The 21,135-nt window shown below is 67.8% G+C and carries 25 protein-coding genes; 13 read left to right on the top strand and 12 right to left on the bottom strand.

Annotated elements, in window-relative coordinates:
• Window positions 1-12 precede the first annotated feature (12 nt).
• Window positions 13-651 (top strand): NAD(P)-dependent oxidoreductase, encoded by a 639-nt coding sequence (locus tag BLS66_RS06960; RefSeq protein WP_074725506.1) that lies wholly within the window; start codon window positions 13-15, stop codon window positions 649-651.
• Window positions 652-742: 91 nt separating this feature from the next.
• Complete coding sequence (locus BLS66_RS06955; protein WP_074725505.1) at window positions 743-1,654, top strand: MBL fold metallo-hydrolase; 912 nt, start codon at window positions 743-745, stop codon at window positions 1,652-1,654.
• Between the two features lie 275 nt (window positions 1,655-1,929).
• Here BLS66_RS06955 and dinB read toward each other — a convergent pair whose 3' ends face one another.
• On the bottom strand, window positions 1,930-3,024 hold the full coding sequence (gene dinB, locus BLS66_RS06950; RefSeq protein ID WP_049464514.1) for a DNA polymerase IV: 1,095 nt from the start codon (window positions 3,022-3,024) through the stop codon (window positions 1,930-1,932).
• Window positions 3,025-3,215: 191 nt separating this feature from the next.
• Between dinB and fabA the strand changes: the two genes are divergently transcribed.
• The gene (gene fabA / locus BLS66_RS06945; protein ID WP_049464516.1) at window positions 3,216-3,731 is read left to right on the top strand and encodes a 3-hydroxyacyl-[acyl-carrier-protein] dehydratase FabA; all 516 of its coding nucleotides are present in this window, start codon (window positions 3,216-3,218) and stop codon (window positions 3,729-3,731) included.
• Window positions 3,731-4,939: a beta-ketoacyl-ACP synthase I gene (gene fabB / locus BLS66_RS06940; RefSeq protein WP_049464518.1), complete on the top strand. Its 1,209-nt coding sequence runs from the start codon at window positions 3,731-3,733 to the stop codon at window positions 4,937-4,939. The genes fabA and fabB overlap by 1 nt, the downstream gene beginning before the upstream one ends.
• A gap of 60 nt (window positions 4,940-4,999) precedes the next feature.
• Here the strand turns inward: fabB and BLS66_RS06935 are convergent, their stop codons facing one another.
• From BLS66_RS06935 to BLS66_RS06925, 3 genes are read right to left on the bottom strand one after another with little or no spacing between them, the layout of a single operon-like run.
• Entirely contained in the window at window positions 5,000-5,683 is a 684-nt protein-coding gene (locus BLS66_RS06935; RefSeq protein WP_074725504.1) for an HAD family hydrolase, read from the bottom strand.
• Window positions 5,680-6,381 carry a pseudouridine synthase gene (locus BLS66_RS06930; RefSeq protein WP_074725503.1) on the bottom strand — a complete coding sequence of 234 codons (702 nt, stop codon included), beginning with the start codon at window positions 6,379-6,381 and terminating at the stop codon, window positions 5,680-5,682. The genes BLS66_RS06935 and BLS66_RS06930 overlap by 4 nt, the downstream gene beginning before the upstream one ends.
• Window positions 6,378-7,442, bottom strand: coding sequence for a class I SAM-dependent methyltransferase (locus BLS66_RS06925; protein ID WP_074725502.1), 1,065 nt, complete (start codon window positions 7,440-7,442; stop codon window positions 6,378-6,380). The genes BLS66_RS06930 and BLS66_RS06925 overlap by 4 nt, the downstream gene beginning before the upstream one ends.
• A 158-nt stretch (window positions 7,443-7,600) precedes the next feature.
• Between BLS66_RS06925 and BLS66_RS06920 the strand changes: the two genes are divergently transcribed.
• Entirely contained in the window at window positions 7,601-7,864 is a 264-nt protein-coding gene (locus BLS66_RS06920) for a hypothetical protein (RefSeq protein ID WP_005407925.1), read from the top strand.
• Between the two features lie 82 nt (window positions 7,865-7,946).
• Here BLS66_RS06920 and BLS66_RS06915 read toward each other — a convergent pair whose 3' ends face one another.
• Window positions 7,947-8,237: a DUF3247 family protein gene (locus BLS66_RS06915; protein WP_053462065.1), complete on the bottom strand. Its 291-nt coding sequence runs from the start codon at window positions 8,235-8,237 to the stop codon at window positions 7,947-7,949.
• Window positions 8,238-8,280: 43 nt separating this feature from the next.
• Window positions 8,281-10,269, bottom strand: a complete 1,989-nt coding sequence (locus BLS66_RS06910; RefSeq protein WP_057494275.1) for a hybrid sensor histidine kinase/response regulator — start codon at window positions 10,267-10,269, stop codon at window positions 8,281-8,283.
• 244 nt (window positions 10,270-10,513) lie between these two features.
• On the opposite strand from BLS66_RS06910, the gene BLS66_RS06905 reads away from it, so the two are divergent.
• Entirely contained in the window at window positions 10,514-11,080 is a 567-nt protein-coding gene (locus BLS66_RS06905) for a DUF3016 domain-containing protein (protein ID WP_049464530.1), read from the top strand.
• A gap of 70 nt (window positions 11,081-11,150) precedes the next feature.
• Here BLS66_RS06905 and alr read toward each other — a convergent pair whose 3' ends face one another.
• Together alr and BLS66_RS06895 are read right to left on the bottom strand one after the other, a co-directional pair.
• Window positions 11,151-12,221 (bottom strand): alanine racemase, encoded by a 1,071-nt coding sequence (gene alr / locus BLS66_RS06900; RefSeq protein ID WP_049464532.1) that lies wholly within the window; start codon window positions 12,219-12,221, stop codon window positions 11,151-11,153.
• On the bottom strand, window positions 12,200-13,504 hold the full coding sequence (locus tag BLS66_RS06895; protein WP_057494273.1) for a D-amino acid dehydrogenase: 1,305 nt from the start codon (window positions 13,502-13,504) through the stop codon (window positions 12,200-12,202). Before BLS66_RS06895 ends, alr begins: the two co-directional genes overlap by 22 nt.
• Window positions 13,505-13,653: 149 nt before the next feature.
• Between BLS66_RS06895 and BLS66_RS06890 the strand changes: the two genes are divergently transcribed.
• Entirely contained in the window at window positions 13,654-14,133 is a 480-nt protein-coding gene (locus tag BLS66_RS06890; protein ID WP_049464533.1) for a winged helix-turn-helix transcriptional regulator, read from the top strand.
• Window positions 14,134-14,244: 111 nt separating this feature from the next.
• Here the strand turns inward: BLS66_RS06890 and BLS66_RS06885 are convergent, their stop codons facing one another.
• Entirely contained in the window at window positions 14,245-14,436 is a 192-nt protein-coding gene (locus BLS66_RS06885) for a hypothetical protein (protein WP_049464536.1), read from the bottom strand.
• Window positions 14,437-14,569: 133 nt separating this feature from the next.
• Window positions 14,570-14,944 carry a hypothetical protein gene (locus tag BLS66_RS06880; protein WP_053462059.1) on the bottom strand — a complete coding sequence of 125 codons (375 nt, stop codon included), beginning with the start codon at window positions 14,942-14,944 and terminating at the stop codon, window positions 14,570-14,572.
• 139 nt (window positions 14,945-15,083) lie between these two features.
• Here BLS66_RS06880 and msrB point away from each other — a divergent pair, with 139 nt between their 5' ends.
• The 5 genes from msrB (at window position 15,084) to BLS66_RS06855 (ending at window position 18,345) form a co-directional block, all read left to right on the top strand.
• Window positions 15,084-15,551: a peptide-methionine (R)-S-oxide reductase MsrB gene (gene msrB, locus BLS66_RS06875; protein ID WP_049464541.1), complete on the top strand. Its 468-nt coding sequence runs from the start codon at window positions 15,084-15,086 to the stop codon at window positions 15,549-15,551.
• A gap of 91 nt (window positions 15,552-15,642) precedes the next feature.
• Complete coding sequence (gene motA, locus BLS66_RS06870) at window positions 15,643-16,497, top strand: flagellar motor stator protein MotA (RefSeq protein ID WP_014645799.1); 855 nt, start codon at window positions 15,643-15,645, stop codon at window positions 16,495-16,497.
• Between the two features lie 3 nt (window positions 16,498-16,500).
• Window positions 16,501-17,439 (top strand): flagellar motor protein MotB, encoded by a 939-nt coding sequence (gene motB, locus BLS66_RS06865; protein ID WP_057494271.1) that lies wholly within the window; start codon window positions 16,501-16,503, stop codon window positions 17,437-17,439.
• Window positions 17,440-17,567: 128 nt separating this feature from the next.
• On the top strand, window positions 17,568-18,056 hold the full coding sequence (locus BLS66_RS06860) for a hypothetical protein (RefSeq protein ID WP_057494270.1): 489 nt from the start codon (window positions 17,568-17,570) through the stop codon (window positions 18,054-18,056).
• A gap of 13 nt (window positions 18,057-18,069) precedes the next feature.
• The gene (locus BLS66_RS06855) at window positions 18,070-18,345 is read left to right on the top strand and encodes a DUF4031 domain-containing protein (RefSeq protein ID WP_014035835.1); all 276 of its coding nucleotides are present in this window, start codon (window positions 18,070-18,072) and stop codon (window positions 18,343-18,345) included.
• 192 nt (window positions 18,346-18,537) lie between these two features.
• On the opposite strand, the gene BLS66_RS06850 is transcribed toward BLS66_RS06855, so the two are convergent.
• Window positions 18,538-19,080 carry a DUF6630 family protein gene (locus BLS66_RS06850; protein WP_032959249.1) on the bottom strand — a complete coding sequence of 181 codons (543 nt, stop codon included), beginning with the start codon at window positions 19,078-19,080 and terminating at the stop codon, window positions 18,538-18,540.
• 90 nt (window positions 19,081-19,170) lie between these two features.
• Here BLS66_RS06850 and BLS66_RS06845 point away from each other — a divergent pair, with 90 nt between their 5' ends.
• Window positions 19,171-19,419 carry a DUF3297 family protein gene (locus tag BLS66_RS06845; protein ID WP_074725500.1) on the top strand — a complete coding sequence of 83 codons (249 nt, stop codon included), beginning with the start codon at window positions 19,171-19,173 and terminating at the stop codon, window positions 19,417-19,419.
• Window positions 19,420-19,468: 49 nt separating this feature from the next.
• On the opposite strand, the gene BLS66_RS06840 is transcribed toward BLS66_RS06845, so the two are convergent.
• Window positions 19,469-21,118 carry a Na+/H+ antiporter gene (locus tag BLS66_RS06840; protein ID WP_005415111.1) on the bottom strand — a complete coding sequence of 550 codons (1,650 nt, stop codon included), beginning with the start codon at window positions 21,116-21,118 and terminating at the stop codon, window positions 19,469-19,471.
• Window positions 21,119-21,135 lie beyond the last annotated feature (17 nt).

The following is a 21,135-nucleotide window of genomic DNA, read 5'->3' as shown; positions in this document are numbered from 1 at the left end:
CGGAGTCCTGCCATGAAGATCGCCCTCGTTGGTTCCACCGGCAACATCGGCCGCCAGATCACCCGCCACGCGCTGGCCCGCGGCCACGAACTCACCGTCATCGTGCGCAGCGCGCAGGACCTCCCGGCTGAACTGGCCGGTGCGCATCCAGTGGTCGCCTCGCTGGACGACCTGGATGCGCTGGTCGCCGCCATTGCCGGCCACGACGTGCTGGCCAGTGCCTACGGCCCGCGCCCCGGCGATGACATCGGCCGTGTGGGCGAGATCGCCGCGCAGCTGGCCGCCGCCGCACGCAAGGCCGGCGTGCCGCGCCTGGTGGTGGTCGGTGGTGCCGGCAGCCTGGAAGTCGCGCCCGGCGTGCAGCTGGTCGATACCCCCGACTTCCCGGAGGCCTACAAGCCGTACGCGCTGGCCCACCGTGAGGCATTCAACCGCCTGCAGGCGGTGGACGACCTGGACTGGACCTTCTTCTCGCCGGCCGCCGAAATCGGCCCGGGCGAAGAGCGCGGCCAGTACCGCGTGCAGCCCAAGGCCTTCCTCGCCGATGCCAGCGGCCACAGCCGCATCAGCTACGCCGACTACGGTGCAGCGTTCGTCGCCGAGCTGGAAGCACACCAGTACCCGAAGCAGATCATCACGGCCGCGTATTGATCCACGCACGTCCCTTGTAGAGCAGAGCCCGCGCTCGGCTCTACGCGAACATGCAGCCGGGCATTGGCCCGGCTCTACACAAGGAATTCCCATGCGTACCGCTGCCCTGCTGCTCCCCCTCGCCCTGGCCGCCAGCTTCACCAGTGCACCGCTGCTCGCCGCACCGGCCACCCCGGCGCCGGCGGCGGCGACGAAAGCCCAGCTGCACCTGCAGACCTTCCATCCCGGCCCGCAGGCGATGTTCTCGGTCTCCTCGGTGCTGATCGAAGGCCGCCACGACGCGATCCTGGTCGACGCGCAATTCGGTGCCAGCGACGCGCGCGCGCTGGTCGAACGGATCCGCGCCAGCGGCAAGCAGCTGACCACGATCTACATCAGCCACGGTGATCCGGACTACTACTTCGGCCTGGCCACCGTGCAGGACGCCTTCCCGCAGGCACGCATCGTCGCCACCGCGCAGACCGTTGCGCATATCCGGCAGACCCAGGCCGGCAAGCTGGCCTACTGGGGACCGAAAATGGGAGCCGATGCGCCGGCGCGCATCGTCGTGCCGCAGGTGCTGGACGGTGATGCCCTGCAGCTGGAAGGCCAGCGCCTGCCGCTGATCGGCCTGGACGGCCCGACCCCGGACCGCACCGTGCTGTGGGTGCCGTCGCTGCGCGCGATCGTTGGTGGCATTCCGGTGGTGGCCGGCGAGCACGTGTGGATGGCCGACACGCAGACGCCGAAGTCACATGCCGACTGGCTGCAGACCCTGCAGCGACTGCAGGCATTGAAGCCGACGGTGGTGGTGCCGGGGCACTACGCGCCGGGTGCGGCGCTGGATGCCAGTGCACTGCGCTTCACTGCGGACTACATCCGCGCGTTCGATGCCGAAACGGCAAAGGCCAAGGACAGTGCGGCGCTGGTGAAAGCAATGCAGTCGCGCTACCCGACGCTGGCCGGCGTGGCGTCGCTGGAGCTGAGTGCAAAGGTGGCCAAGGGCGAGATGCAGTGGCCATGAGGTAGGGCGTTTTCTTTTGCAGGGCTGCGCCCTGCACCTGCAGAGGCAACAGCAACAGCCGAAGCAACAGCAACAGCAACAGCTGGCCATCCGTGGGATGGCGAGGTGGGTCCGGTTGCGGGGGACGCCGTGAATCCGTCCATGGAGGCCCGGTCGCGCCATCCATGGCGCTCACGCCCCCGCAACCGGACCCACCCCGCCTTCGACAGATATCGGCAATCTACTGGGGTCGGATCCCGTTGCTGCGCAACGGGCGCTGACCCCGCCTTTGCAGATCAGAGGGATGTGGACTCGTTCGGTCCGTGCTCGAACAACTCGCCCTGCACCACCGGCTCCTTCTCGCGGAAGCCGCCCAGCCCGACACCAACCAGACGGTAACGGGTCTCCGCCGGCAGGTCGACGCGGGCACGCAGGGCCAGCGCGATGTCGCGCAGTTCTTCCATCGATTCCGGCGGGCGCTCCGGGGTGAAGCTGCGGGTGAGGATGCGGAACTGCGCGGTCTTCAGCTTCAGCACCACGGTATGGCCGACACGCTCGGTCTTGCGGGTGGCCTTCCAGGTCTTCTCCGCCAACTGCACGATTGCCTCGGTCAGGTCTTCCAGCAGCAGGTCTTCGGCGAAGGTGTCCTCCGAGGAAATCGACTGCACCTGCTGGTCCGGCTCCACCGGCCGCTCGTCGATGCCGCGCGCCCGGTTGTACAGACTGCGCCCGAAACTGCCGAACGCCTCTTCCAGATCGGTCAATGCCCATTGCCGCAGGTCGCCGCAGGTGACGATGCCGCGCGCGGCCAGCTTGCCCTCCATCACCTTGCCCACGCCAGGCACCCGTTTCACCGGCAGCGGCAGCAGGAACGCATCCACCCGCTGCGGTGGAATCACGAACTGGCCATCCGGCTTGCGCCAGTCCGACGCGATCTTGGCCAGGAACTTGTTCGGGGCGATCCCGGCTGAAGCAGTCAGGTGGGTTTCCTCGCGGATCTGAGCGCGGATGGTGCGCGCGATGTCGGTGGCCAGCTCGATGCCACTCTTCGGCTCGGTCACGTCCAGGTAGGCCTCGTCCAGCGACAGCGGTTCGACCAGGTCGGTATGCCGCAGGAAGATCGCGCGTACCTGCTGTGACACCGCCTTGTAACGCGCGAAGTCCGGCGGTACGAAAATCGCGTCCGGGCACAGGCGCTCGGCGCGCACCGCGGGCATCGCCGAACGCACGCCGAACACGCGTGCCTCGTACGAGGCCGCACACACCACCGAACGCGCGCCGCGCCATGCCACAACCACCGGCTTGCCGCGCAGTGACGGATCGTCGCGCTGCTCCACCGACGCGTAGAACGCGTCCATGTCAACGTGGATGATCTTGCGCAGTCGGGTCATGTCGGGCGGAAAAGGCGGGGGCGGGCCAGGCAGGCCACACGCCGAAGTATGGTCGTTGCACATCAACAGGATGCGCGTATTCCCTTGAAAACTCTACGGTTGCGTACGGTTGAAATGTTTGATCGGCACAGTTTCCACGGGCATCCTCGAGAACTTGTTTCCCTGTTTCCCCGCTTCCAGGATTGTGCTTCATGACCCGTCTCCACGCGTTCAACCGCGAACAGCTGCTGGCCAGCGCACGCGGTGAACTGTTCGGCACCGCCGCCGGCCGTTTGCCCAACGATCCGATGCTGATGTTCGACCGCATCACCGACATCCACGAGGACGGCGGACCGCACGGCAAGGGCATGGTACGCGCCGAGCTGGATATCCGCCCGGACCTGTGGTTCTTCGGCTGCCACTTCATCGGCGACCCGGTGATGCCCGGCTGCCTCGGCCTGGACGCCATGTGGCAGCTGACCGGCTTCTTCCTGACCTGGCTGGGTGCCCCCGGCAAGGGCCGCGCACTGGGCTGCGGCGAAGTGAAGTTCACCGGCCAGGTACTGCCGGACGCCAAGCGGGTGCGCTACGAGATCGACATCAGCCGGGTCATCAACCGCAAGCTGGTGATGGCCCAGTCGGACGCCCGCATGTACGTGGATGACCGCGAAATCTACAGCGCGCGCGACCTGCGCGTCGGCCTGTTCACTGAAACCGGGAGCTTCTGATGCGTCGCGTCGTCATCACCGGCATGGGCATCACGTCCTGCCTCGGCAATGATCTGGATACCGTATCGTCTGCGCTGCGCGAAGGGCGCTCGGGTATCACCCAGCTGGCCGACCACGCCGAGGCCGGGCTGCGCAGCCAGGTCGGCGGCCGTGTCGACCTCGACCTGGACGCACTGATCGATCGCAAGCAGAAGCGCTTCATGAGCGACGCGGCGGCCTTCGCCTACCTGTCCATGCGCGATGCCATCGCCGATGCCGGGCTCAGCGCCGAGCAGGTCAGCCACCTGCGTACCGGCCTGATTGCCGGCTCCGGTGGCGGCTCCAGCGAATGGCAGATCGGTGCCGTCGACCTGCTGCGCGAACGGGGCGTGCGCAAGGTCGGCCCGTACATGGTGCCGCGCACGATGTGCTCGACGGTCTCGGCCTGCCTGGCCACGGCCTACCAGATCAAGGGCGTCAGCTACTCGCTGTCGGCCGCCTGCGCGACCTCCGCGCACTGCATCGGCGCCGCTGCGGACATGATCCGCCACGGTGCGCAGGACATCATGTTCGCCGGTGGTGGCGAAGACCTGCACTGGTCCATGAGCGTGATGTTCGACGCGATGGGCGCGCTGTCGACCAGCTTCAACGACACTCCGGCCAGCGCCTCGCGCCCGTATGACAAGGACCGCGACGGCTTCGTCATCGCCGGTGGCGGCGGCATGCTGGTGCTGGAGGACTACGACCACGCCGTCGCACGCGGCGCGCGCATCCATGCCGAGCTGATCGGCTATGGCGTGACCTCCGATGGCGCCGACATGGTGGCGCCCTCCGGTGAAGGCGCGGTGCGCTGCATGAAGATGGCACTGCAGGGCGTCGACCGCCCGCTGGATTACCTCAACACCCACGGCACCTCGACCCCGCTGGGCGATGTCACCGAGCTCAACGCGATCCGCGAAGTATTCGGCGACGCGGTGCCGCCGCTGTCCTCGACCAAGGCGCTGTCCGGCCATTCACTGGGTGCGGCCAGCGTGCACGAGGCGATCTACTGCCTGCTGATGATGCGCGACGGCTTCGTGGCCGGTTCGGCCAACATCGCCGAGCTGGACCCGAAGGTGGTGGATTTCCCGATCCTGCGCGAGAGCCGCGCACAGAAGCTGGACACGGTGATGTCCAACAGCTTCGGCTTCGGTGGCACCAACGCGGCGCTGGTGTTCGGTCGGGTGTGATGGGGCAGGCGTGCCGACCAGCGGTCGGCACCCACCGTCAGGGGCGGACGGCACCCACCGTTACCTCGGCAGCAACGGCAGCAGCAACGCGTGCGCATCCACCAGCGAGCCGACGATGCGGTGGCCCAGTGCGCGCAGATCTTCATCCGGATGTACCAGGTCCGGCACCTGGATCACGGTCATTCCCGCCGCCAGTGCAGCGCGCGTGCCGGCCGGTGAATCTTCCAGCGCCAGGCAACGTTCTGGCGCCTGGCCCAGCCGCTGCGCGGCCAGCAGGTAGATGTCCGGCGCCGGCTTCGGCCGCGCCACGTCGCCACTGGTGATCACCGCATCGAAATACGGCAGCAGGCCGGCAGCGGCCAGCTTGCGGCCGGCCCGCGGCTGCCGCGTGGTGGTGGCCACCGCACGCGGGATCGCATGTGCCTTCAGCAGCTCCAGCAGTTCCAGGATGCCCGGACGCAGCGGCAACCCGGTCTGCGTACGTGCCTCATACAGGTCGTGGCAACGTGCGGCCACCGCATCGATCACGCTGTCCTCGATGCCCTGCGCGCGCAGCAGCGCGTGCGAATCGCGGTCGCCGAGGCCGACCATGCGCAGGAACACTGCCTCGTCCAGGCCCAGCCCGAATTCATCGGCGGCCTGGCCCCAGCAGGCCAGCGAGACACGCTCGCTGTCGATCATCAGGCCGTCCATGTCGAAGATGACGGCGTCGGGAAGAAACGGCAGCGCAGCGATGTGGGTCATGGAGCGAACAGCGTATCCAGGTCGGTAGGGGTGAGCTGCCGCCATTGCCCTTCGTCCAGCCCCTCCAGGTCCAGCCCGCCGACGCGGCTGCGGTGCAGGGCCTGCACGTGGTTGCCGGTGGCGGCGAACATGCGGCGTACCTGATGGTAACGACCTTCGTGCAGCACCAGGCGCGCGCGACGCGCATCCAGCACTTCGAGTTCAGCCGGCAGCAGGGGCGTCTTCTCGGACTCCAGCATCAGCGTGCCGCTGGCGAACAGCGCCACTTCATCACCGCGCAGGTCGTCGCTCAACTCGACCTCGTAGACCTTGGGCAGCTTCGATTTCGGCGAGATGATCCGGTGCAGCAGGCCACCATCATCGGTCAGCAGCAGCAGGCCACTGGTCTCGCGGTCGAGGCGGCCCACCGTGGACAGCACCGGGTCGCGGTCGCGGAAGCGCGGCGGCAGAAGGTCGTAGATCAGGCGACCGGTATCCTTGGTCGAGCAGGTGTAGCCGGCCGGCTTGTGCAGCGCGATCGACAGGCCCACGGGCGGATCCAGTGGCTCGCCATCGACCCGGATGGCCTCATGCGGCACCTGGTCGTCGGCGTACAACACCTCGCCGTCGGCATCGGTGATGCGGCCTTCGCGGAACAGCCACTGCACCTGCTTGCGGCTGCCATAGCCCAGGTTGGCGATGTGCTTGACCAGCTTCACTTGCCCTTCCCCTTCACCGCTTCGACCAGCTTGAACCCATCGCGCTCGGCGACCACGCGCACCGCACCGAAACTGTCGTTGAGGGTGTGCTCGTACGGCAGGTGGCGGTTGGCCACCACATACAGGCGCCCACCCGGGCGCAGCGCCTGCGCGGCCACGGCGATGAAGCGCTGGCCGATGTCCGGGCGGTCGGCGCGCGACGGCGTGTGGAACGGCGGATTGCTGATGATCACGTCGTAACCCGGCTCGATGCCGGTGGTGACGTCCTGCCACAGGAAGCGCAGCGGCAGCGCGCGCGGCGGCGGCGCCAGGTTCAGCTCGGCCAGTGCCAACGCGCGCTGCTCGGCCTCGTAAAGGTCCAGCGCGGTGATCTTCGGGCAGCGTTCCAGCAACTCGCGCGACAGATAGCCGTAGCCGGCGCCGAGGTCGGCGGCGCGGCCGGCCAGGTCGGGCGGCAGGTGCTCGGCCAGCAGCGCCGACGCCGGATCGATGCGATCCCAGGCGAACACGCCCGGGCGGCTGAGGAAGCGGCCACCGACGATCGGGCGCACCGCATCCAGCGCCGACCAGCGCTTGGCCAGCTCGGCATCGTGCTGGCCCTGCATCGGGGCGGTCCAGTACACGCGGCAATGGTTCTTGGTCAGGCTGCCGCCGAGGCCGGTCAGCTGCCTGAGGTCACCCTCGCCGGAGCGTGCGCCTTCGTTGTTGGACTGGCAGGCGACGATGCGGCCCCCTTCGGCGACCAGCGCCAGCGCGCGGGCGAACAGCGCACGGGCTTCTTCGCGCTGGCGCGGCGGCAGCACCAGCACCAGCGGGTAGCGGCCCTTGCCGGCCCCATCCTCCAGCTGGCCACTGACGGTCCAGCCGGCGGCATGCTGCAGCGGCTGCGCGAACGGGGCAAAGCTCTGTTCGCAGTGCAGCTCGCGGTGGCCGGCCACTTCGCGCAGCGGCCAGCCGTCGCGGGCACGCAGGAAGGCCACCGGGCCCTCCGGCCAGCGCAGGGCGCCTTGGGAGAACGGCAGGAGCAGGGTCTGCAGGGGGGCGTCGTCGCTGGAGGCCATCGGCGCGGGGTACTTCAAGCGTGAGGGCCGACCATTGTACCGGCTCGGCCAGGCAGCCCCGCCCAGGGCGCTTTGCGAAACCCGAACGGGGCCTTGATCTGCCAGCAACATTGAAACGTTCAGGGTAGAGGCTCCCCCCGGAACCCAGGAGAACCTGCATGCGAGCCTTGTTCGTCGGTGGCGTGGTCGACAACAGTGAAATGGACCTGGAAGGCAGCCATCCGCCCGTGCATTACCCCGAAGACACCGGCGGCGGCCACTCGCGCTACCGGCTGCACCAGGTCGGCCATGGGGCCGACGGCAGCGTGGCCTATGCGGTGTATGGCGCGCCGGACCTGGCCGATGACGAGGTAGCCCGGGTGGCGGAAGAACGCGCCTACGCGCGCCGGTTCGAAGCGACGCCGACCTTGTTCGAGCACTGAGCCCAGCAGCCACGCATGGCGTGGCTCTACTGCAACCTCTGGTAGATCCACGCCATGCGTGGATGGGCCCAGCAGGCTGCCGTCAGACCCTCGGCGGCAACCTGCGGATGCTGGCAATCTCGTCCAGCCACACATGGTGCTGCTGCACCGGCGTGTCGTAGTCATCCAGGCGCAACTGCCCGTTGCTGCCTTCATCGCCGGCTTCGTTGCGATACTGCTGCACCGTCGGCCTCACCGCGACGGTGCCGAGCAGTCGACGGCCGTCCTGCAGGATCAGTTCCACCTGCGTCTCGCCGTCGAGCTGCGGCAGCAGGGCTTCCAGGCGCGCGATCTGCGCCGGATCGGTATGGATACGGGGAGCTATGCGGGACATCGGCGACCTCCTGGCTGCAGGATCGCCGATCGTCCGTGAATGCTCAGTGCAGCGCGTTGTCCGCGCGTGGCACCTGCACCTTGCGCACGGCAGCCACCAGCTGCGCTACCGAGTACGGCTTGGCCACATGCTCCTGGAAGCCCGATGCCAGCGCGCGGCGGCGGTCGTCGGCACGCGCCAGTGCAGTCACCGCCACCGCAGGCAAGGTCGCCGCATCCACGCCCATGTCCTCGCGCAGCGTGCGCACCAGGCCATAGCCATCCATGCCCGGCATGCCGATGTCGGTCAGCAGCACGTGGTACTGCAGATGGCCGGTGTCGGCCAGCAGCGCCAACGCCTCGCCGGCCGAGCTGGCCGCGGACACGCTGGCGCCCTGCTCTTCCAGCATGCGGCGCAGGTATTCCAGCACTTCCGGCTGGTCTTCCACCGCCAGCACGTGCATGCCGCGCAGCGGATACGGTTCGACGATCACCGGCTCCAGGATCGGCCCGCTGATGACTTCGCGCAGTGGCCGCCGCTCGGCATCGGGAAGGTGCTGTGGCAGGCGCACGGTGAACGTGGCACCGAGGCCATGCCCTTCGCTGGCCGCCGTGACCGTGCCGCCGTGCAGTTCCACCAGCTGCTGCACGATCGCCAGGCCCAGCCCCAGCCCGCCGTGGCGGCGCGTGGTGGTGCCGTCGGCCTGGCGGAAGCGGCTGAACAGATGATTGAGGAATTCAGGCGCGATGCCGTCGCCGGTGTCGCGCACGGTGATCACCCAGTGATTGCCGTCGGCCTGCAGCTGCAGGTCGATGCGGCCTTCGGCCGGGGTGAACTTGATGGCGTTGGAGAGCAGGTTCCAGAACACCTGCTGCAGGCGCGTGGCATCACCCAGCACCAGGCTGGGCTGCTCGGGCAGCTGCAGGTGCACGTCCAGTGCCTTGCCTTCGGCGACCAGTTCCTGCGCACCAATGGCTTCGCCAAGCACGGTGCGCAGGTCCAGCACTTCCACCTCCAGCTGCACCTTGCCCAGCAGCATGCTGCTGAGGTCGAGCATGTCCGAGATCAGCCGCTTCTGCGCGCCGGCGCTGTTGGCGATCACGTTCAGGCCCTTGTACAGCGGACTGGTGTCGTCCACGCGCTGCAGCAGCAGTTCGCTCCAGCCAAGAATGGTGGTCAGCGGCGTACGCAGTTCATGCGACAGCGTGGCCAGAAACTCATCCTTCAGCCGCGCCATGTTTTCCGCGGCACTGCGTGCGGCCCGCTCGGACTGCAACAGCTCCTCGCGGGCCAGTTCGATCTCGCGGCGTTCGGTCACGTCCGGGCTGCTGCCGGCCAGGCCGATGAAGCGGCCCATGCGCGAGAAGCGCGGGCGGGCGTTCATCTCCAGCCAGCGCCATTGGCCATCGGCACGCCGCGCACGCACCAGCGCGTGCATCGAGCGCTGCGCCTTCAACGCCTCCTGGAGTTCGTATTCGAACACCGAGGCGTCGTCCGGATGCACCAGGCCACGCCAGACGTCTTCCGGAACGCGCGTCTCGTCGCCGCCGAAGAACTCGCTGAAAGCGCTGTTGACGAAACGGGCGTGCCCACGCTCATCGAGCACCCACACCGGCATCGGCAGGCCGTCGGCCAGTGCGCTGAAGCGCGCTTCGCTCTCGCCCAGCTCCACTTCCATCTGCTTGCGCGCGGTGATGTCGAAGAACAGGATGCCGACCTTGTCCTCGCCCGGCCGGCCCACGCGCACCGCGTCGACCGCGAACGAACGACCCAGCGCACGCGCTTCCATCTCGAACTGGGCCGGGCGGCCGCTGCGTGCGACCTCGCCATAGATGCGGAACCAGTCCTGCTCATGGTTGGGTTCCAGCGCGGTCATGCGCTGGCCACGCGCGTCCTTCAGGCCGGTATGGCGTTCGAACGCGTCGTTGACCTCGATGAAGCGATAGTCGACCGCACGGTCGCCCTCGAACAGCACCTGGATCACGCAGAAACCGGCGTTGATGCGTTCAAGCACGCCATGATGCAGGTCGGGTTCGGGCGCCGGCACCATCATCGGTGGGCGCTCCACTAGGGGCGGCAGTGTGGACAAGGGCGTCTGGACGGGCCGGGTTGGAGACACAGCATCTTCCAAAGGGCGTATTCACAGCGTCAAGCGCCGTCAGTCATGGTTGACGACGATGAATTGGCGGCAACCGCTCTTGCGTATGTCGCAATCGGCCGTTGCGGCCACCGGAATGCGGGATCACACTCGCTCCGAGAACCGCATCGTCCCCATTGATGGGACGCAGGAGACCGTCATGAACCGCTCATTGGCCACTGCCCTGCTGCTGGCAGGCGCCCTCATGGCCGGCAGCGCGAACGCCGCGCCGCGCGCCGTCACTGATCCGGACGCGCCCCGTGCGCTGCAGGCCAACGGGCCGGTCAGCGTGAAATGGGACGATCCGGCCACATTCACCGAGATCCGCCAGAGCACCAACCGCTTCGAAGCCGAACGCGGCAACTGGGTGCAGCAGCTGGCCAGCTACGTGCAGACCACCGCAGCCAAGCCGCTGCAGCCCGGGCAGACCCTGGACGTGACCCTGGTCGACATCAAGCGCGCGGGCGACTACGAGCCCTGGCACGGCCCGCGGGGCAGCGACATCCGGATCATGCGCGACATCTATCCGCCGCGGATCACCCTGCAGTACACGCTGAAGGACGCCAGCGGCCGCATCGTCGATGAGGGCGAAGCCAAGCTCAGCGACACCGGCTACCTGCACAACCTGGGGCTGAAGAGCGACAGCGATCCGCTGCGCTACGAGAAGCGCCTGATCGACGACTGGGTGAAGCGCGAGCTGAGCACGCGGGCTACCGCTGCACGATGATGGGCAACCGCCGGGCATGGCCCGGCGCCAGCCCTGGTCCTGGCAATGCCGGCCGCTGGCCGGCATTACGTCACTCCTGGTACACCCGCGCCACACGCTTGACCGCGCACGGCAGCTGGTAGGCACTCACGCCACAGCGCGGCGCCAGTTCCGACAGCGTCGGCGCAGCGCCCCACAGTTCCACCACGCTGCCGACGCCGGCCTGCGCGTGCGCAGTCAGGTCCACCGTCAGCATGTCCATCGACACGCGCCCGATCAGTGCGCCGGGCTGGCCATCGATCAATACCGGCGTGCCGTTGGGGGCGAACTGCGGATAACCGTCGGCATAGCCGAGCGCGACCACGCCCACGCGGGTGCGCGCCTTCGCCACGAAGCGCGCGCCATACCCCACCGGCTCGCCGGCCTCGATCCAGCGTTCGGCAATCACCTTCGACTGCATCGTCATCACCGGGCGCAGGCGCTCGGTCAACGCGGTGTCGTCCGGCAGCGGGTTGGCGCCGTACAGCATCAGGCCCGGGCGCACCCAGTCGCTGCGTACATCCGGCCAGCCCAGCAGTGCCGGCGAATTGCATACGCTGGTCTCGCCGTGCAGGCCGTCGATGGCGCGGGCGAAGGTCGCGGCCTGTTCGTGGGTGCGCTCGCTGTCCAGCTCGTCGGCGCGCGCCAGGTGGGTCATCAGTACGATGCGTTCGACCTGCGGCAGCGTCGACAGGCGTGCATGCGCGGCGCGGAAGCTGTCCACGTCCAGGCCCAGGCGATGCATGCCGCTGTCCAGCTTCAGCCACACCGTCAGCGGGCGCGGGCTGGCGAAGGCGGCCAGCGCCTCCACCTGCCACGGCGAACCGACGGCGAACCAGAAATCGTGTTCGGCCACCAGCGCCATGTCGCTGGGCTCGAAGATGCCTTCCAGCAGCAGGATCGGTGCTCGGATGCCGGCCTGGCGCAGCTCCAGCGCTTCTTCGATGGTGGCCACGCCGAAGCCATCGGCCTCGCCTTCCAGCGCCTGCGCACAGCGCACTGCGCCATGCCCATAAGCATCAGCCTTGATGATCGCCAGGGCCTTGCCACCGCCCAGTTCACGGGCAAACCGGTAGTTGCTGCGCAGGGCGCCCAGATCGATCAGCGCGCGGGCAGGACGCATGTGCGGTTCTCGTGTTGCGGCGCGTGACCGTACTGGCCGTAGCGGAAAATATCCAGACCTTCGGTGCTGATCTGCGGCTGGCGCGCGCTCATCAGGTCGGCCAGGTAGCGGCCCGAGCCACAGGCCATGGTCCAGCCCAGCGTGCCGTGGCCGGTGTTGAGGTAGAGATTGCGGAACGGCGTGGCGCCGATCACCGGCGTGCCATCGGGCGTGGCCGGGCGCAGGCCGGTCCAGAACTGCGCGCGCGACAGGTCACCGCCCTTCGGGTAGAGGTCGCTGACCACCAGTTCCAGGGTTTCGCGGCGGCGCTGCGACAGCGACAGGTCGAAACCGGCCACTTCGGCCATGCCACCGACGCGGATGCGGTCGTCGAAGCGGGTCACCGCCACCTTGTAACTCTCGTCGAGGATGGTCGAGGTCGGCGCCATCGCCGGGTCGGTGATCGGCAGGGTCAGCGAATAGCCCTTCAGCGGGTAGACCGGCAGGCGCATGCCCAGCGGTGCAACCAGTGCCGGCGAGTAGCTGCCGAGCGCGACCACGAAGCGGTCGGCGGTTTCCCGCTTGCCGTCGATGCGCACGCCGGTGATGCGGTCGCCGTCAAACTCCAGGCCGGTGATGTCCTGGTCGAAGCGGAATTCGACGCCGGCATCCACGCACATCTGCGCCAGGCGGCGGGTGAACAGCTGGCAGTCGCCAGTCTGGTCACGCGGCAGGCGCAGTGCGCCGACCAGGCCGTCGACATGGGCCAGGGCCGGTTCGGCCTGGATGATGCCCGCGCGGTCCAGCACCTCGTACGGCACGCCGTACTGGGCCAGGATCTCGATGTCCTGCGCCGACGCGTCCAGCTGCTGCTGGGTACGGAACAGCTGGGTGGTACCCAGGTCGCGACCTTCGAATTCGATGCCGATCTGCGCGCGCAGTTCGTTCAGGCAGTCGCGGCTGTATTCGGACATGCGCACCATGCGCGCCTTGTTGATCGCATAGCGCTCATGCGTGCAGTTGCGCAGCATCTGCCACAGCCAGCGGTACTGGGCCAGGTCCATGCCCGGCTTGATCGCCAGCGGCGCGTGCTTCTCGAACAGCCAGCCGATCGCCTTCTTCGGCACGCCGGGGGCCGCCCAGGGCGAGGTGTAGCCGAACGACAGCTGGCCGGCATTGGCGAAGCTGGTCTCCAGCGCCGGGCCGGGCTGGCGGTCGATCACCGTGACTTCAAACCCGGCCTGTCGCAGGTACCAGGCACTGGTGGTGCCGATCACGCCGCTGCCGAGAACTAGGACTCGCATGGGAATTCTCCAACCCGATCATTCCCTGCACCAGAGCGCGCGGGGACCATAATTGGGGAAGTATAGACAGGCAATACCAGTCGATTTGCCTGATTTACAATCAACCGGCAGGATGTTCTCCTGCAATTCATTCCCCGAGGTTGACGGCCATGGCCCCCCGGACCCGCGAACTGGACAAGATCGACCGCAAGATCCTGCGCATCCTGCAGGCCGAGGGCCGTATTTCCTTCACCGAACTGGGTGAACGGGTCGGCCTGTCGACCACCCCGTGCACCGAGCGCGTGCGCCGGCTCGAGCGCGAAGGGGTGATCACCGGCTACCACGCCCACCTCGACCCGGCGGCAGTGAAGGCCAGCCTGCTGGTGTTCGTGGAGATCAGCCTGGCCTACAAGTCCGGGGACATCTTCGAGGAGTTCCGGCGCGCGGCGCTGAAGCTTCCCAACGTGCTGGAGTGCCACCTGGTGTCGGGCGACTTCGATTACCTGCTGAAGGCGCGGATCAGCGAGATGGCCTCGTACCGCAAGCTGCTGGGCAGCACGTTGCTGACGCTGCCGCATGTACGGGAATCGAAGAGCTACATCGTGATGGAAGAAGTGAAAGAGACGCTGAGCCTGCCGATTCCGGATTGAAGCTGGGAACCGGATGGGGTCAGAGCCCGCGGCGCGGGATCCGACCCCGGTCGGCATCCGGCAAGGGGTCGGATCCCGCGCAGCGGGCCCTGACCCCGGTCATGGCGACAGTTAGCGCTGCTGCGGATGCTTCTGCGAGCGCTGTTCCTGCGGCTTGCCGCCCTTGTGCTGCTGCGGCTCCATCTGCTGTTGCTGCTGCTGTTGCTGCTGCTGTTGCTGCTGCGGGTTGCGGCCCTGCGGTTCCTTGCCGGGATGACGGTTCTGCTGGTTTTTCATGATCGCGATCCAGTGGACGAAGGACACGCGGCGGCGGAATGCCGGCGCACGGCCACGGTGGTCCGGCAGCGGTTAATCGCAGGCGAAAAAGCAGTGATTGGCAGACCGTTGTTTTCGTGCGTTCAGGCCACCGCGTCCGCCCGCCGGGCCTGCGGCCGCGTCAGCGCTTGATCTGCTGGCCATCGCCGGCCGGCACGCTGTCGTAATAACGACCGGTGCGCGAATCGAACACGCGGTTCGGGCCGGCCGGGCGGACCCCGGGCACGATGCGGCCGTTGCGGTCATAGACCTTGTCAGCCGGCTTCGGCGCCGGGGCGGGCGCGACCTGGGCCGGACCGGTGGACTTGATCGGCTGCGTGGGCTGCGGCGACGGCAGCACCTGCGGCTGCGGCCGGGCCGCTTGTGGCGGGGGTGCCACCGGCGGCGGGGCCACGCGGGTCGCGCTGCGGGTGGCGGTCGGGTCGGCCGTGGGCACCTGGGCCTGCGCCAGTGCCGGCATCAGGGCGATCAACAGCAGGGGAAGGGTCGGTTTCATGGCACGCTCCGGCGTGGATCGCAGTCACCTTGCGCCCGCGCCTGTGTGCCGCCCATGAACGGCCATCACACTTGCAAGCGCGCGCCACGACCCCCACGTTGTCCGGCATCCCAGGCCATCGACCCCACGGAGAGCCGGCATGACTGCCTTCGACCTGACGCCCCCTACTGCCACCCAGACCGAGGCGCTGGTCGCCGGCCTCAGCAGCGAAGAGCGCCGCGTGCTGCTGCAGCACGGTACCGAGGCGCCCTTCTGCGGCGTGTTCCTCGACAACAAGCGCGAGGGCGTCTACTGCTGCCGGCTGTGTGCCCTGCCGCTGTTCCGCTCCAGCACCAAGTTCGATTCCGGCACCGGCTGGCCCAGCTTCTTCGCCCCGTTCGACCCGGCGCACGTGCGCGAGATCCGCGATACCAGCCATGGCATGGTGCGCACCGAGATCACCTGCGCCCGCTGCGGCAGCCACCTGGGCCACGTGTTCCCGGACGGTCCGCCGCCCACCTACGAGCGCCACTGCCTGAACTCCGTCTCACTTTCGTTCGTCGGCACCGGCGAGCCCTGGCCCGATCCGCTGCAGCGTGGCGGTGCCGAAGCCGGTGTGGCGGGCTGAAACACCCCGCTGACCGATTTCACAGAATTCCCTCTTCAGAAAACCGGGCGACGGGCCGACAAGGAGATATCCCCCCTCCCTGCGTCGCCCCATGCTCATCATCGTTGGATTCCTGGTCGTCATCATCAGCGTGATCGGGGGCTACCTCGGTGCCCACGGCCGCCTGGGTGCCCTCTGGCAGCCCTACGAGCTGGTCATCATCGGCGGCGCCGCACTGGGCGCGTTCCTGGTCGGCACCCCGGCCAAGACGGTCAAGCAGACCCTGCAGGCCATGGTCGGCGTGTTCAAGGGCCCGCGCTACAAGCAGCAGGACTACATCGATGTCCTCAGCCTGCTTTATGAACTGCTCAACAAGGCCCGCCGCGAAGGCTTCATGGCCCTGGAAGACCATGTCGAGCGGCCGGCCGAGAGCGCCCTGTTCGCCAACTACCCCAAGGTGCAGGCCGACCACCACCTGATCGACTTCATCACCGACTGCCTGCGCCTGATGATCGGCAGCAACATCGAGCCGCACGAGCTCGAGCCGCTGCTGGAGCTGGAACTGGAGAAGCACCACGCCGAGGCCATGGCACCGTCGCAGGTGCTGACCAAGGTCGCCGACGGACTGCCCGGTTTCGGCATCGTCGCGGCGGTGCTGGGCATCGTCATCACCATGGGCTCGATCGGCGGCGACATCGTCGAGGTCGGTGGCCACGTGGCCGGTGCACTGGTCGGCACCTTCCTCGGCATCCTGCTCGGCTACGGCTTCGTCGGCCCGATGGCCGCCGCCATGGAGGCACGCGCCGAGCAGGACAGCCGCATCTACGAATCGGTCAAGACTGCCCTGCTGGCCTGCCTGCGCGGTTACAACCCGAAGATCGCGCTGGAATTCGCCCGCAAGACGCTGCCGTCGAACGTGCGCCCGGCCTTCTCCGATTTCGAGCAGCACCTGAAGACGGTCAAGTAAGCCATGGCCGAGAACAAGCCCACCGTCATCGTCCGCCGGGTCAAGAAAGCCGGCCACGCCGCTCACCACGGCGGGTCGTGGAAGGTGGCCTATGCCGACTTCGTGACCGCGATGATGGCCTTCTTCCTGGTGCTGTGGCTGATGGCCACCACCAACAAGAACGACCGTGCGGCCATTTCGGAGTACTTCCGCAACCCCAGCCCGCTGAGCGGGCAGAACGCCACGCCGGCGCCCGGCATGGCCGGCCCGGGCGGCGCCAGCACCTCGATGATCAAGCTGGGCGGCGCCACCGACATCTCGCGCGGCAGCAGCAACGATCCCTTCCAGAACCAGAAGGAAGCGGTGCCGCAGCCGGTGGACCAGCAGCAGCGCGACAAGCAGCAGCTGGAAGCGCTGATGAAGGAGCTGCAGGAAGCGATCAGCAAGAGCCAGGCACTGGAACCGTTCAAGGACCAGCTGCTGCTGGACCTGACCCCGGAAGGCCTGCGCATCCAGATCGTGGACAAGCAGAACCGGCCGATGTTCGACCTCGGCAGCGCTACGCTGAAGCCGTACACGCAACAGATCCTGCACGAGCTGGCCAACTACCTGAACCACGTGCCGAACCGGATCAGCCTGACCGGCCACACCGACATCACCGCCTATTCGGCCGCACGCGGCTACGGCAACTGGGAACTGAGCGCCGACCGCGCCAACGCTGCACGACGTGCACTGGTGGACGGCGGCCTGGAGGACAGCAAGATCACCCGCGTGGTCGGCCTGTCCTCGTCAGTGCTGTTCGACAAGGCCGACCCGCAGAACCCGATCAACCGCCGTATCAGCATCGTGGTGATGACCCAGGCCGCCGAAGCGGCCGCGCTGGCCGGCGCCGGGCCGCAGGTGGGGCTGTCGGCGCCGACCGCCGACCCGGACGTGCAGGCCGCGCAGGGTGAGGCAAAGTAGACGGTGGGTGCGGACCTTGGTCCGCACATCCGGGAAAGCGTGCGGACCAAGGTCCGCACCCACCAGGGGCATCCCCCGGCGCACCCGCTACAATGGTGGTCTTTCCGTTTCCAGGTGATTCCACCCCCATGTCCCAGAATTCCAAGGCCAAGCGCGACAAGCGCAAGAAGCAGCAGGGCAAGCGCCCGTTCCTCCGCCTGAACGCCCAGCAGCAGGTGCAGAACCATGCCGTGCTGACCAACGAAGACGGCCAGGTGGTGGCGGCCATCGGCCTGCAGGGCCGTGAGTGGCTGCTGGCCATCGGCGGCCAGACCATGGGCAATGCCGAGAACCCGGTGCCGATGCTGGCCATGCTCAAGCACCTGTCCAACGTGCAGGAAAAGGAAGGCCGCAAGGTCAACCTGGAATATTCCGAACTGCTGAAGTCGCTGCTGGACACCCTGGCCGCCGAATCCGATCAGACCGCTGACGAGTACCTGGACAAGCTGGTCGCCGAGTTCGAGACCGTGGAAGCCGAAGAAGGCGAAGAAGCCGCTGCGGCCGCCGAAGGCGACGTGGTTGAAGCTGCTGCCGACGCCGCCCCGGCCGCTGACAGCGACGGCAAGCCGCAGGCCTGAACCGGCCGCGGCGGTGACGGTCTACGTCGATGACGCGGTGCATCCCTGGCGCGGACAGCGCTGGGCGCACCTGATGGCCGACACCCTGGCCGAGCTGCACGCCATGGCGGCGCAGCTCGGCATTCCACCGCGGGCCTTCCAGAACAAGGCCAGCGGTGCCCATTACGATGTCACTGCCGAGCTGCGCGCACAGGCGATCGCGCTCGGCGCGCAAGCGATTTCGCGGCATGCCGACCGCGAACTGGTCAAAGCGGTGATCGCCAACGCCCGGGCGCAGTACCGGCCGTAGGCCGCGCCGCGGGTTCGCCGGACACCAACCGGCACCGGCGGGGTAGAGTCGACTGTTAGTCGACTGCTCTCCCATCCGGCCGCGAGAACCCCGCGCTGCGCGTGAATAGTCGACTGACAGTCGACTCTACCCCGTCGGGTCGTCCTCAGCGGATCAACCCGTCAGGCCGCGCCCGGCGGATCGGTCCATCGCTCAGAACGGGTCGCTGCCCAGCCGGATTTCCACGTTCAGCAGCGAGCACAGCGCCAGCATCGCATCGTCGTCGCGGGTCAATGCCATCACCCCGGTAAAGCCGTCACTGCCGGCATCCACGCTCCACAGCGTGTAGTTGTGCTCGCGCAGGCGGTCGAAAGCGGTGGACATCAGCTGCACGCCGTCCAGGCCCTCGGCGAAGTCCTCGTCGTCCAGGTCCCCGCCCCAGTCCAGCTGCAGGTTGAAGCGCGCCGAGAGCTCGTTGACCGCCGACTGCAGCGATTCCAGGTCATCCCGCTCCACATCGAAACCGGACTGCCAGGCAATGGCGGTGAACAGCGCCGGCAGCCAGTCGCTGTCCGCTTCCAGCGGCTGCCCGTCCTCGGACAGGTGCTCGCGCCAGCGGTTGAACTGCTGCAGGGCCAGCTCTTCGTCGCCCGGGTTGATCAGCACCAGCAGGTTCCAGACCCGCGCCTCGAAGCCCTCCTCGTCGAAGTCGTGGATGTCTTCCTCGAAGTCGAAATAGTCGCTGTTGTCGGGCATGGCGGAACGTCCTCTGGGGCAGGTCGGCATTCTACGGTTTATCCTGTGCCGCTGAAGCCGGCCTTGGTGGCCGTCACTGTGAATGAAGCGATGAGCGATATCCCTCCCGACCACCTGGCGATCAACCCGGCCAGCCCCTTCCATGATGCGCAGGCGCTGGAGCGCGGCGTCGGCGTGCGTTTCAACGACGTCGAGCGCGACAACGTCGAGGAATACTCGGTCAGCGAAGGCTGGATCCGCGTGCAGGCCGGCAAGGCCCGCGACCGCCGTGGCAACCCGATGACCATCAAGGTCAAGGGCAAGGTCGAGGTGTATTTCCTGGACCAGAAGCCGGAGTAAGGCCTGAACGGTGTGCGGACCAAGGTCCGCACCCACCCGGGGTACACGGTCATTCGCGCTTGCGCGATTCCAGCAGGTCCAGGTTGCGGATCAGGCGCCGCGAGATCTCATCGGAGATCACCCCGCGCCGGGTCAGCCGGAACAGTTCCTCACGCTCGGCATTGAGGCCGGCGCTGCGCAGCTGGCGGTAACCCAGCTCCATGCGCCGCACCTTCTCCGGGTCCACGTCGGGGCCGTCGTTGTCCTTCTCCAGGTGCCGCTGGTACAGCAGGCTCACCCGCGAGGCAGCGTCGTTGTACAGCTGCACGTTCTCGGTGTTCTGGTTCATCACCAACTGCTGGCGCATGCGCTCGACCCCGGCCAGCGCGGCCTTGGACGACAGCCGGCGTGCCAGGTCCTCTTCCTTGCGCTCGCCCGAATCGGCCGGCAGCTGCAGGCCCTTCAGCAGCTGCGGCAGCGCCACGCTGGCGCCGACCAGCGAGAACAGGATCACCGCCGCGGCCAGGAAGATCACCAGGTCGCGCGCCGGGAACGCGCTGCCGTCGGGCAGGAACAGTGGCAGGGTCAACACACCGGCCAGGGTGATCGCGCCGCGCACGCCGGCCACCGAGGTCGCCACCACGATGCGCCAGTTCGGCGCCTCGCCCCGCTCCAGGCCACGACGGCGCGCACGCAGCAGGTTCCAGCGCAGCGACAGCCATACCCACAGCAGGCGCAGCAGGATCAGCGCCAGGTTGATCACCACCACGTAGACCAGCAGCCACCATGCACTCTGGTGGCCGGACTCGTTCATGGTGGTGGTGGCGCGCTCGACGATGCCCGGCAACTGCTCGCCCAGCAGCACGAACATGATGCCGTTGAAGCTGAACTGCAGCATGTTCCAGACACCCGCGCGCTGCACGCGCATGCTGCCGGAGACACGGCCGGTCAGCTCGACGTAGCTCATTGCGATGCCGGCGGCGACCGCAGCGAGGATGCCCGAGGCATGGATTTCTTCGGCCAGCAGGTAGGCCGCGAACGGGATCAGCAGGTTGACCAGCATCGCCGCACCCGGCTCCTCGCCGAAGCGGCGCCACAACCAGCGCTGGAACGTGGACACGCCGAGGGTAACCGCCACGCCCACGGCCAGGCCGGCCACTGCGACCCACAGGAAGGTCAGCGAGGCCGTGGCCAGCGAGAAGGAACCGGTCATCACCGCCGCCACCGCGAAGCGGAAGCAGACCAGGCCGGAGGCATCGTTGAGCAGCGATTCGCCTTCCAGGATGTGCATCAGGCGCTTGGGAATCGGTGCCTTCGAAGCAATCGCGCCCACCGCCACCGGGTCGGTCGGCGAGACGATGGCCGCCAGCGCGAAGCACACCGCCAGCGGCATCACCGGGATCATCCAGTGGATCAGCAGGCCGGCACCGATCACGGTGAACACCACCAGGCCGAACGCCAGTTCGAGGATCGCCCCCTTGTCGCGGAACAGGCCCTGCTTGGGAATGCGCCAGCCATCCAGGAACAGCAGCGGCGGCAGGAACAGCAGGAAGAACACTTCCGGCTCCAGCGCGTGGCCGCGGTTGAACACGCCGGCAATCACCGCCCCCAGGCCGATCTGCACCAACGGCAGCGGCAGCGAGAACGGGAGGACGCGAACCAGGTAGCCGCTGGCGACAACGGCCACCAGCATCGCCAGGACGACTTCGATGGTATGCATGCTTCTTCCAGGAAGCG

The organism is Stenotrophomonas pavanii, assembly GCF_900101175.1.
Taxonomy (GTDB): Bacteria; Pseudomonadota; Gammaproteobacteria; order Xanthomonadales; family Xanthomonadaceae; genus Stenotrophomonas; species Stenotrophomonas pavanii.
Note: the sequence above shows the minus strand (reverse complement) of the source record. Positions and strands in the feature narration are given on the sequence as shown.

What these genes read in the sequence shown, in the direction of transcription:
- fabA (WP_049464516.1), top strand. Translation starts at nt 3,216, where the DNA reads ATGACCCGTCTCCACGCGTTCAACCGCGAACAGCTGCTGGCCAGCGCA.
- fabB (WP_049464518.1), top strand. Translation starts at nt 3,731, where the DNA reads ATGCGTCGCGTCGTCATCACCGGCATGGGCATCACGTCCTGCCTCGGC.
- BLS66_RS06920 (WP_005407925.1), top strand. Translation starts at nt 7,601, where the DNA reads ATGCGAGCCTTGTTCGTCGGTGGCGTGGTCGACAACAGTGAAATGGAC.
- BLS66_RS06895 (WP_057494273.1), bottom strand. Translation starts at nt 13,504, where the DNA reads ATGCGAGTCCTAGTTCTCGGCAGCGGCGTGATCGGCACCACCAGTGCC.
- BLS66_RS06960 (WP_074725506.1), top strand. Translation starts at nt 13, where the DNA reads ATGAAGATCGCCCTCGTTGGTTCCACCGGCAACATCGGCCGCCAGATC.
- dinB (WP_049464514.1), bottom strand. Translation starts at nt 3,024, where the DNA reads ATGACCCGACTGCGCAAGATCATCCACGTTGACATGGACGCGTTCTAC.
- BLS66_RS06905 (WP_049464530.1), top strand. Translation starts at nt 10,514, where the DNA reads ATGAACCGCTCATTGGCCACTGCCCTGCTGCTGGCAGGCGCCCTCATG.
- BLS66_RS06890 (WP_049464533.1), top strand. Translation starts at nt 13,654, where the DNA reads ATGGCCCCCCGGACCCGCGAACTGGACAAGATCGACCGCAAGATCCTG.
- motA (WP_014645799.1), top strand. Translation starts at nt 15,643, where the DNA reads ATGCTCATCATCGTTGGATTCCTGGTCGTCATCATCAGCGTGATCGGG.
- motB (WP_057494271.1), top strand. Translation starts at nt 16,501, where the DNA reads ATGGCCGAGAACAAGCCCACCGTCATCGTCCGCCGGGTCAAGAAAGCC.
- BLS66_RS06860 (WP_057494270.1), top strand. Translation starts at nt 17,568, where the DNA reads ATGTCCCAGAATTCCAAGGCCAAGCGCGACAAGCGCAAGAAGCAGCAG.
- BLS66_RS06840 (WP_005415111.1), bottom strand. Translation starts at nt 21,118, where the DNA reads ATGCATACCATCGAAGTCGTCCTGGCGATGCTGGTGGCCGTTGTCGCC.
- alr (WP_049464532.1), bottom strand. Translation starts at nt 12,221, where the DNA reads ATGCGTCCTGCCCGCGCGCTGATCGATCTGGGCGCCCTGCGCAGCAAC.
- BLS66_RS06915 (WP_053462065.1), bottom strand. Translation starts at nt 8,237, where the DNA reads ATGTCCCGCATAGCTCCCCGTATCCATACCGATCCGGCGCAGATCGCG.
- BLS66_RS06935 (WP_074725504.1), bottom strand. Translation starts at nt 5,683, where the DNA reads ATGACCCACATCGCTGCGCTGCCGTTTCTTCCCGACGCCGTCATCTTC.
- BLS66_RS06845 (WP_074725500.1), top strand. Translation starts at nt 19,171, where the DNA reads ATGAGCGATATCCCTCCCGACCACCTGGCGATCAACCCGGCCAGCCCC.
- BLS66_RS06910 (WP_057494275.1), bottom strand. Translation starts at nt 10,269, where the DNA reads ATGATGGTGCCGGCGCCCGAACCCGACCTGCATCATGGCGTGCTTGAA.
- BLS66_RS06955 (WP_074725505.1), top strand. Translation starts at nt 743, where the DNA reads ATGCGTACCGCTGCCCTGCTGCTCCCCCTCGCCCTGGCCGCCAGCTTC.
- BLS66_RS06925 (WP_074725502.1), bottom strand. Translation starts at nt 7,442, where the DNA reads ATGGCCTCCAGCGACGACGCCCCCCTGCAGACCCTGCTCCTGCCGTTC.
- BLS66_RS06880 (WP_053462059.1), bottom strand. Translation starts at nt 14,944, where the DNA reads ATGAAACCGACCCTTCCCCTGCTGTTGATCGCCCTGATGCCGGCACTG.
- msrB (WP_049464541.1), top strand. Translation starts at nt 15,084, where the DNA reads ATGACTGCCTTCGACCTGACGCCCCCTACTGCCACCCAGACCGAGGCG.
- BLS66_RS06850 (WP_032959249.1), bottom strand. Translation starts at nt 19,080, where the DNA reads ATGCCCGACAACAGCGACTATTTCGACTTCGAGGAAGACATCCACGAC.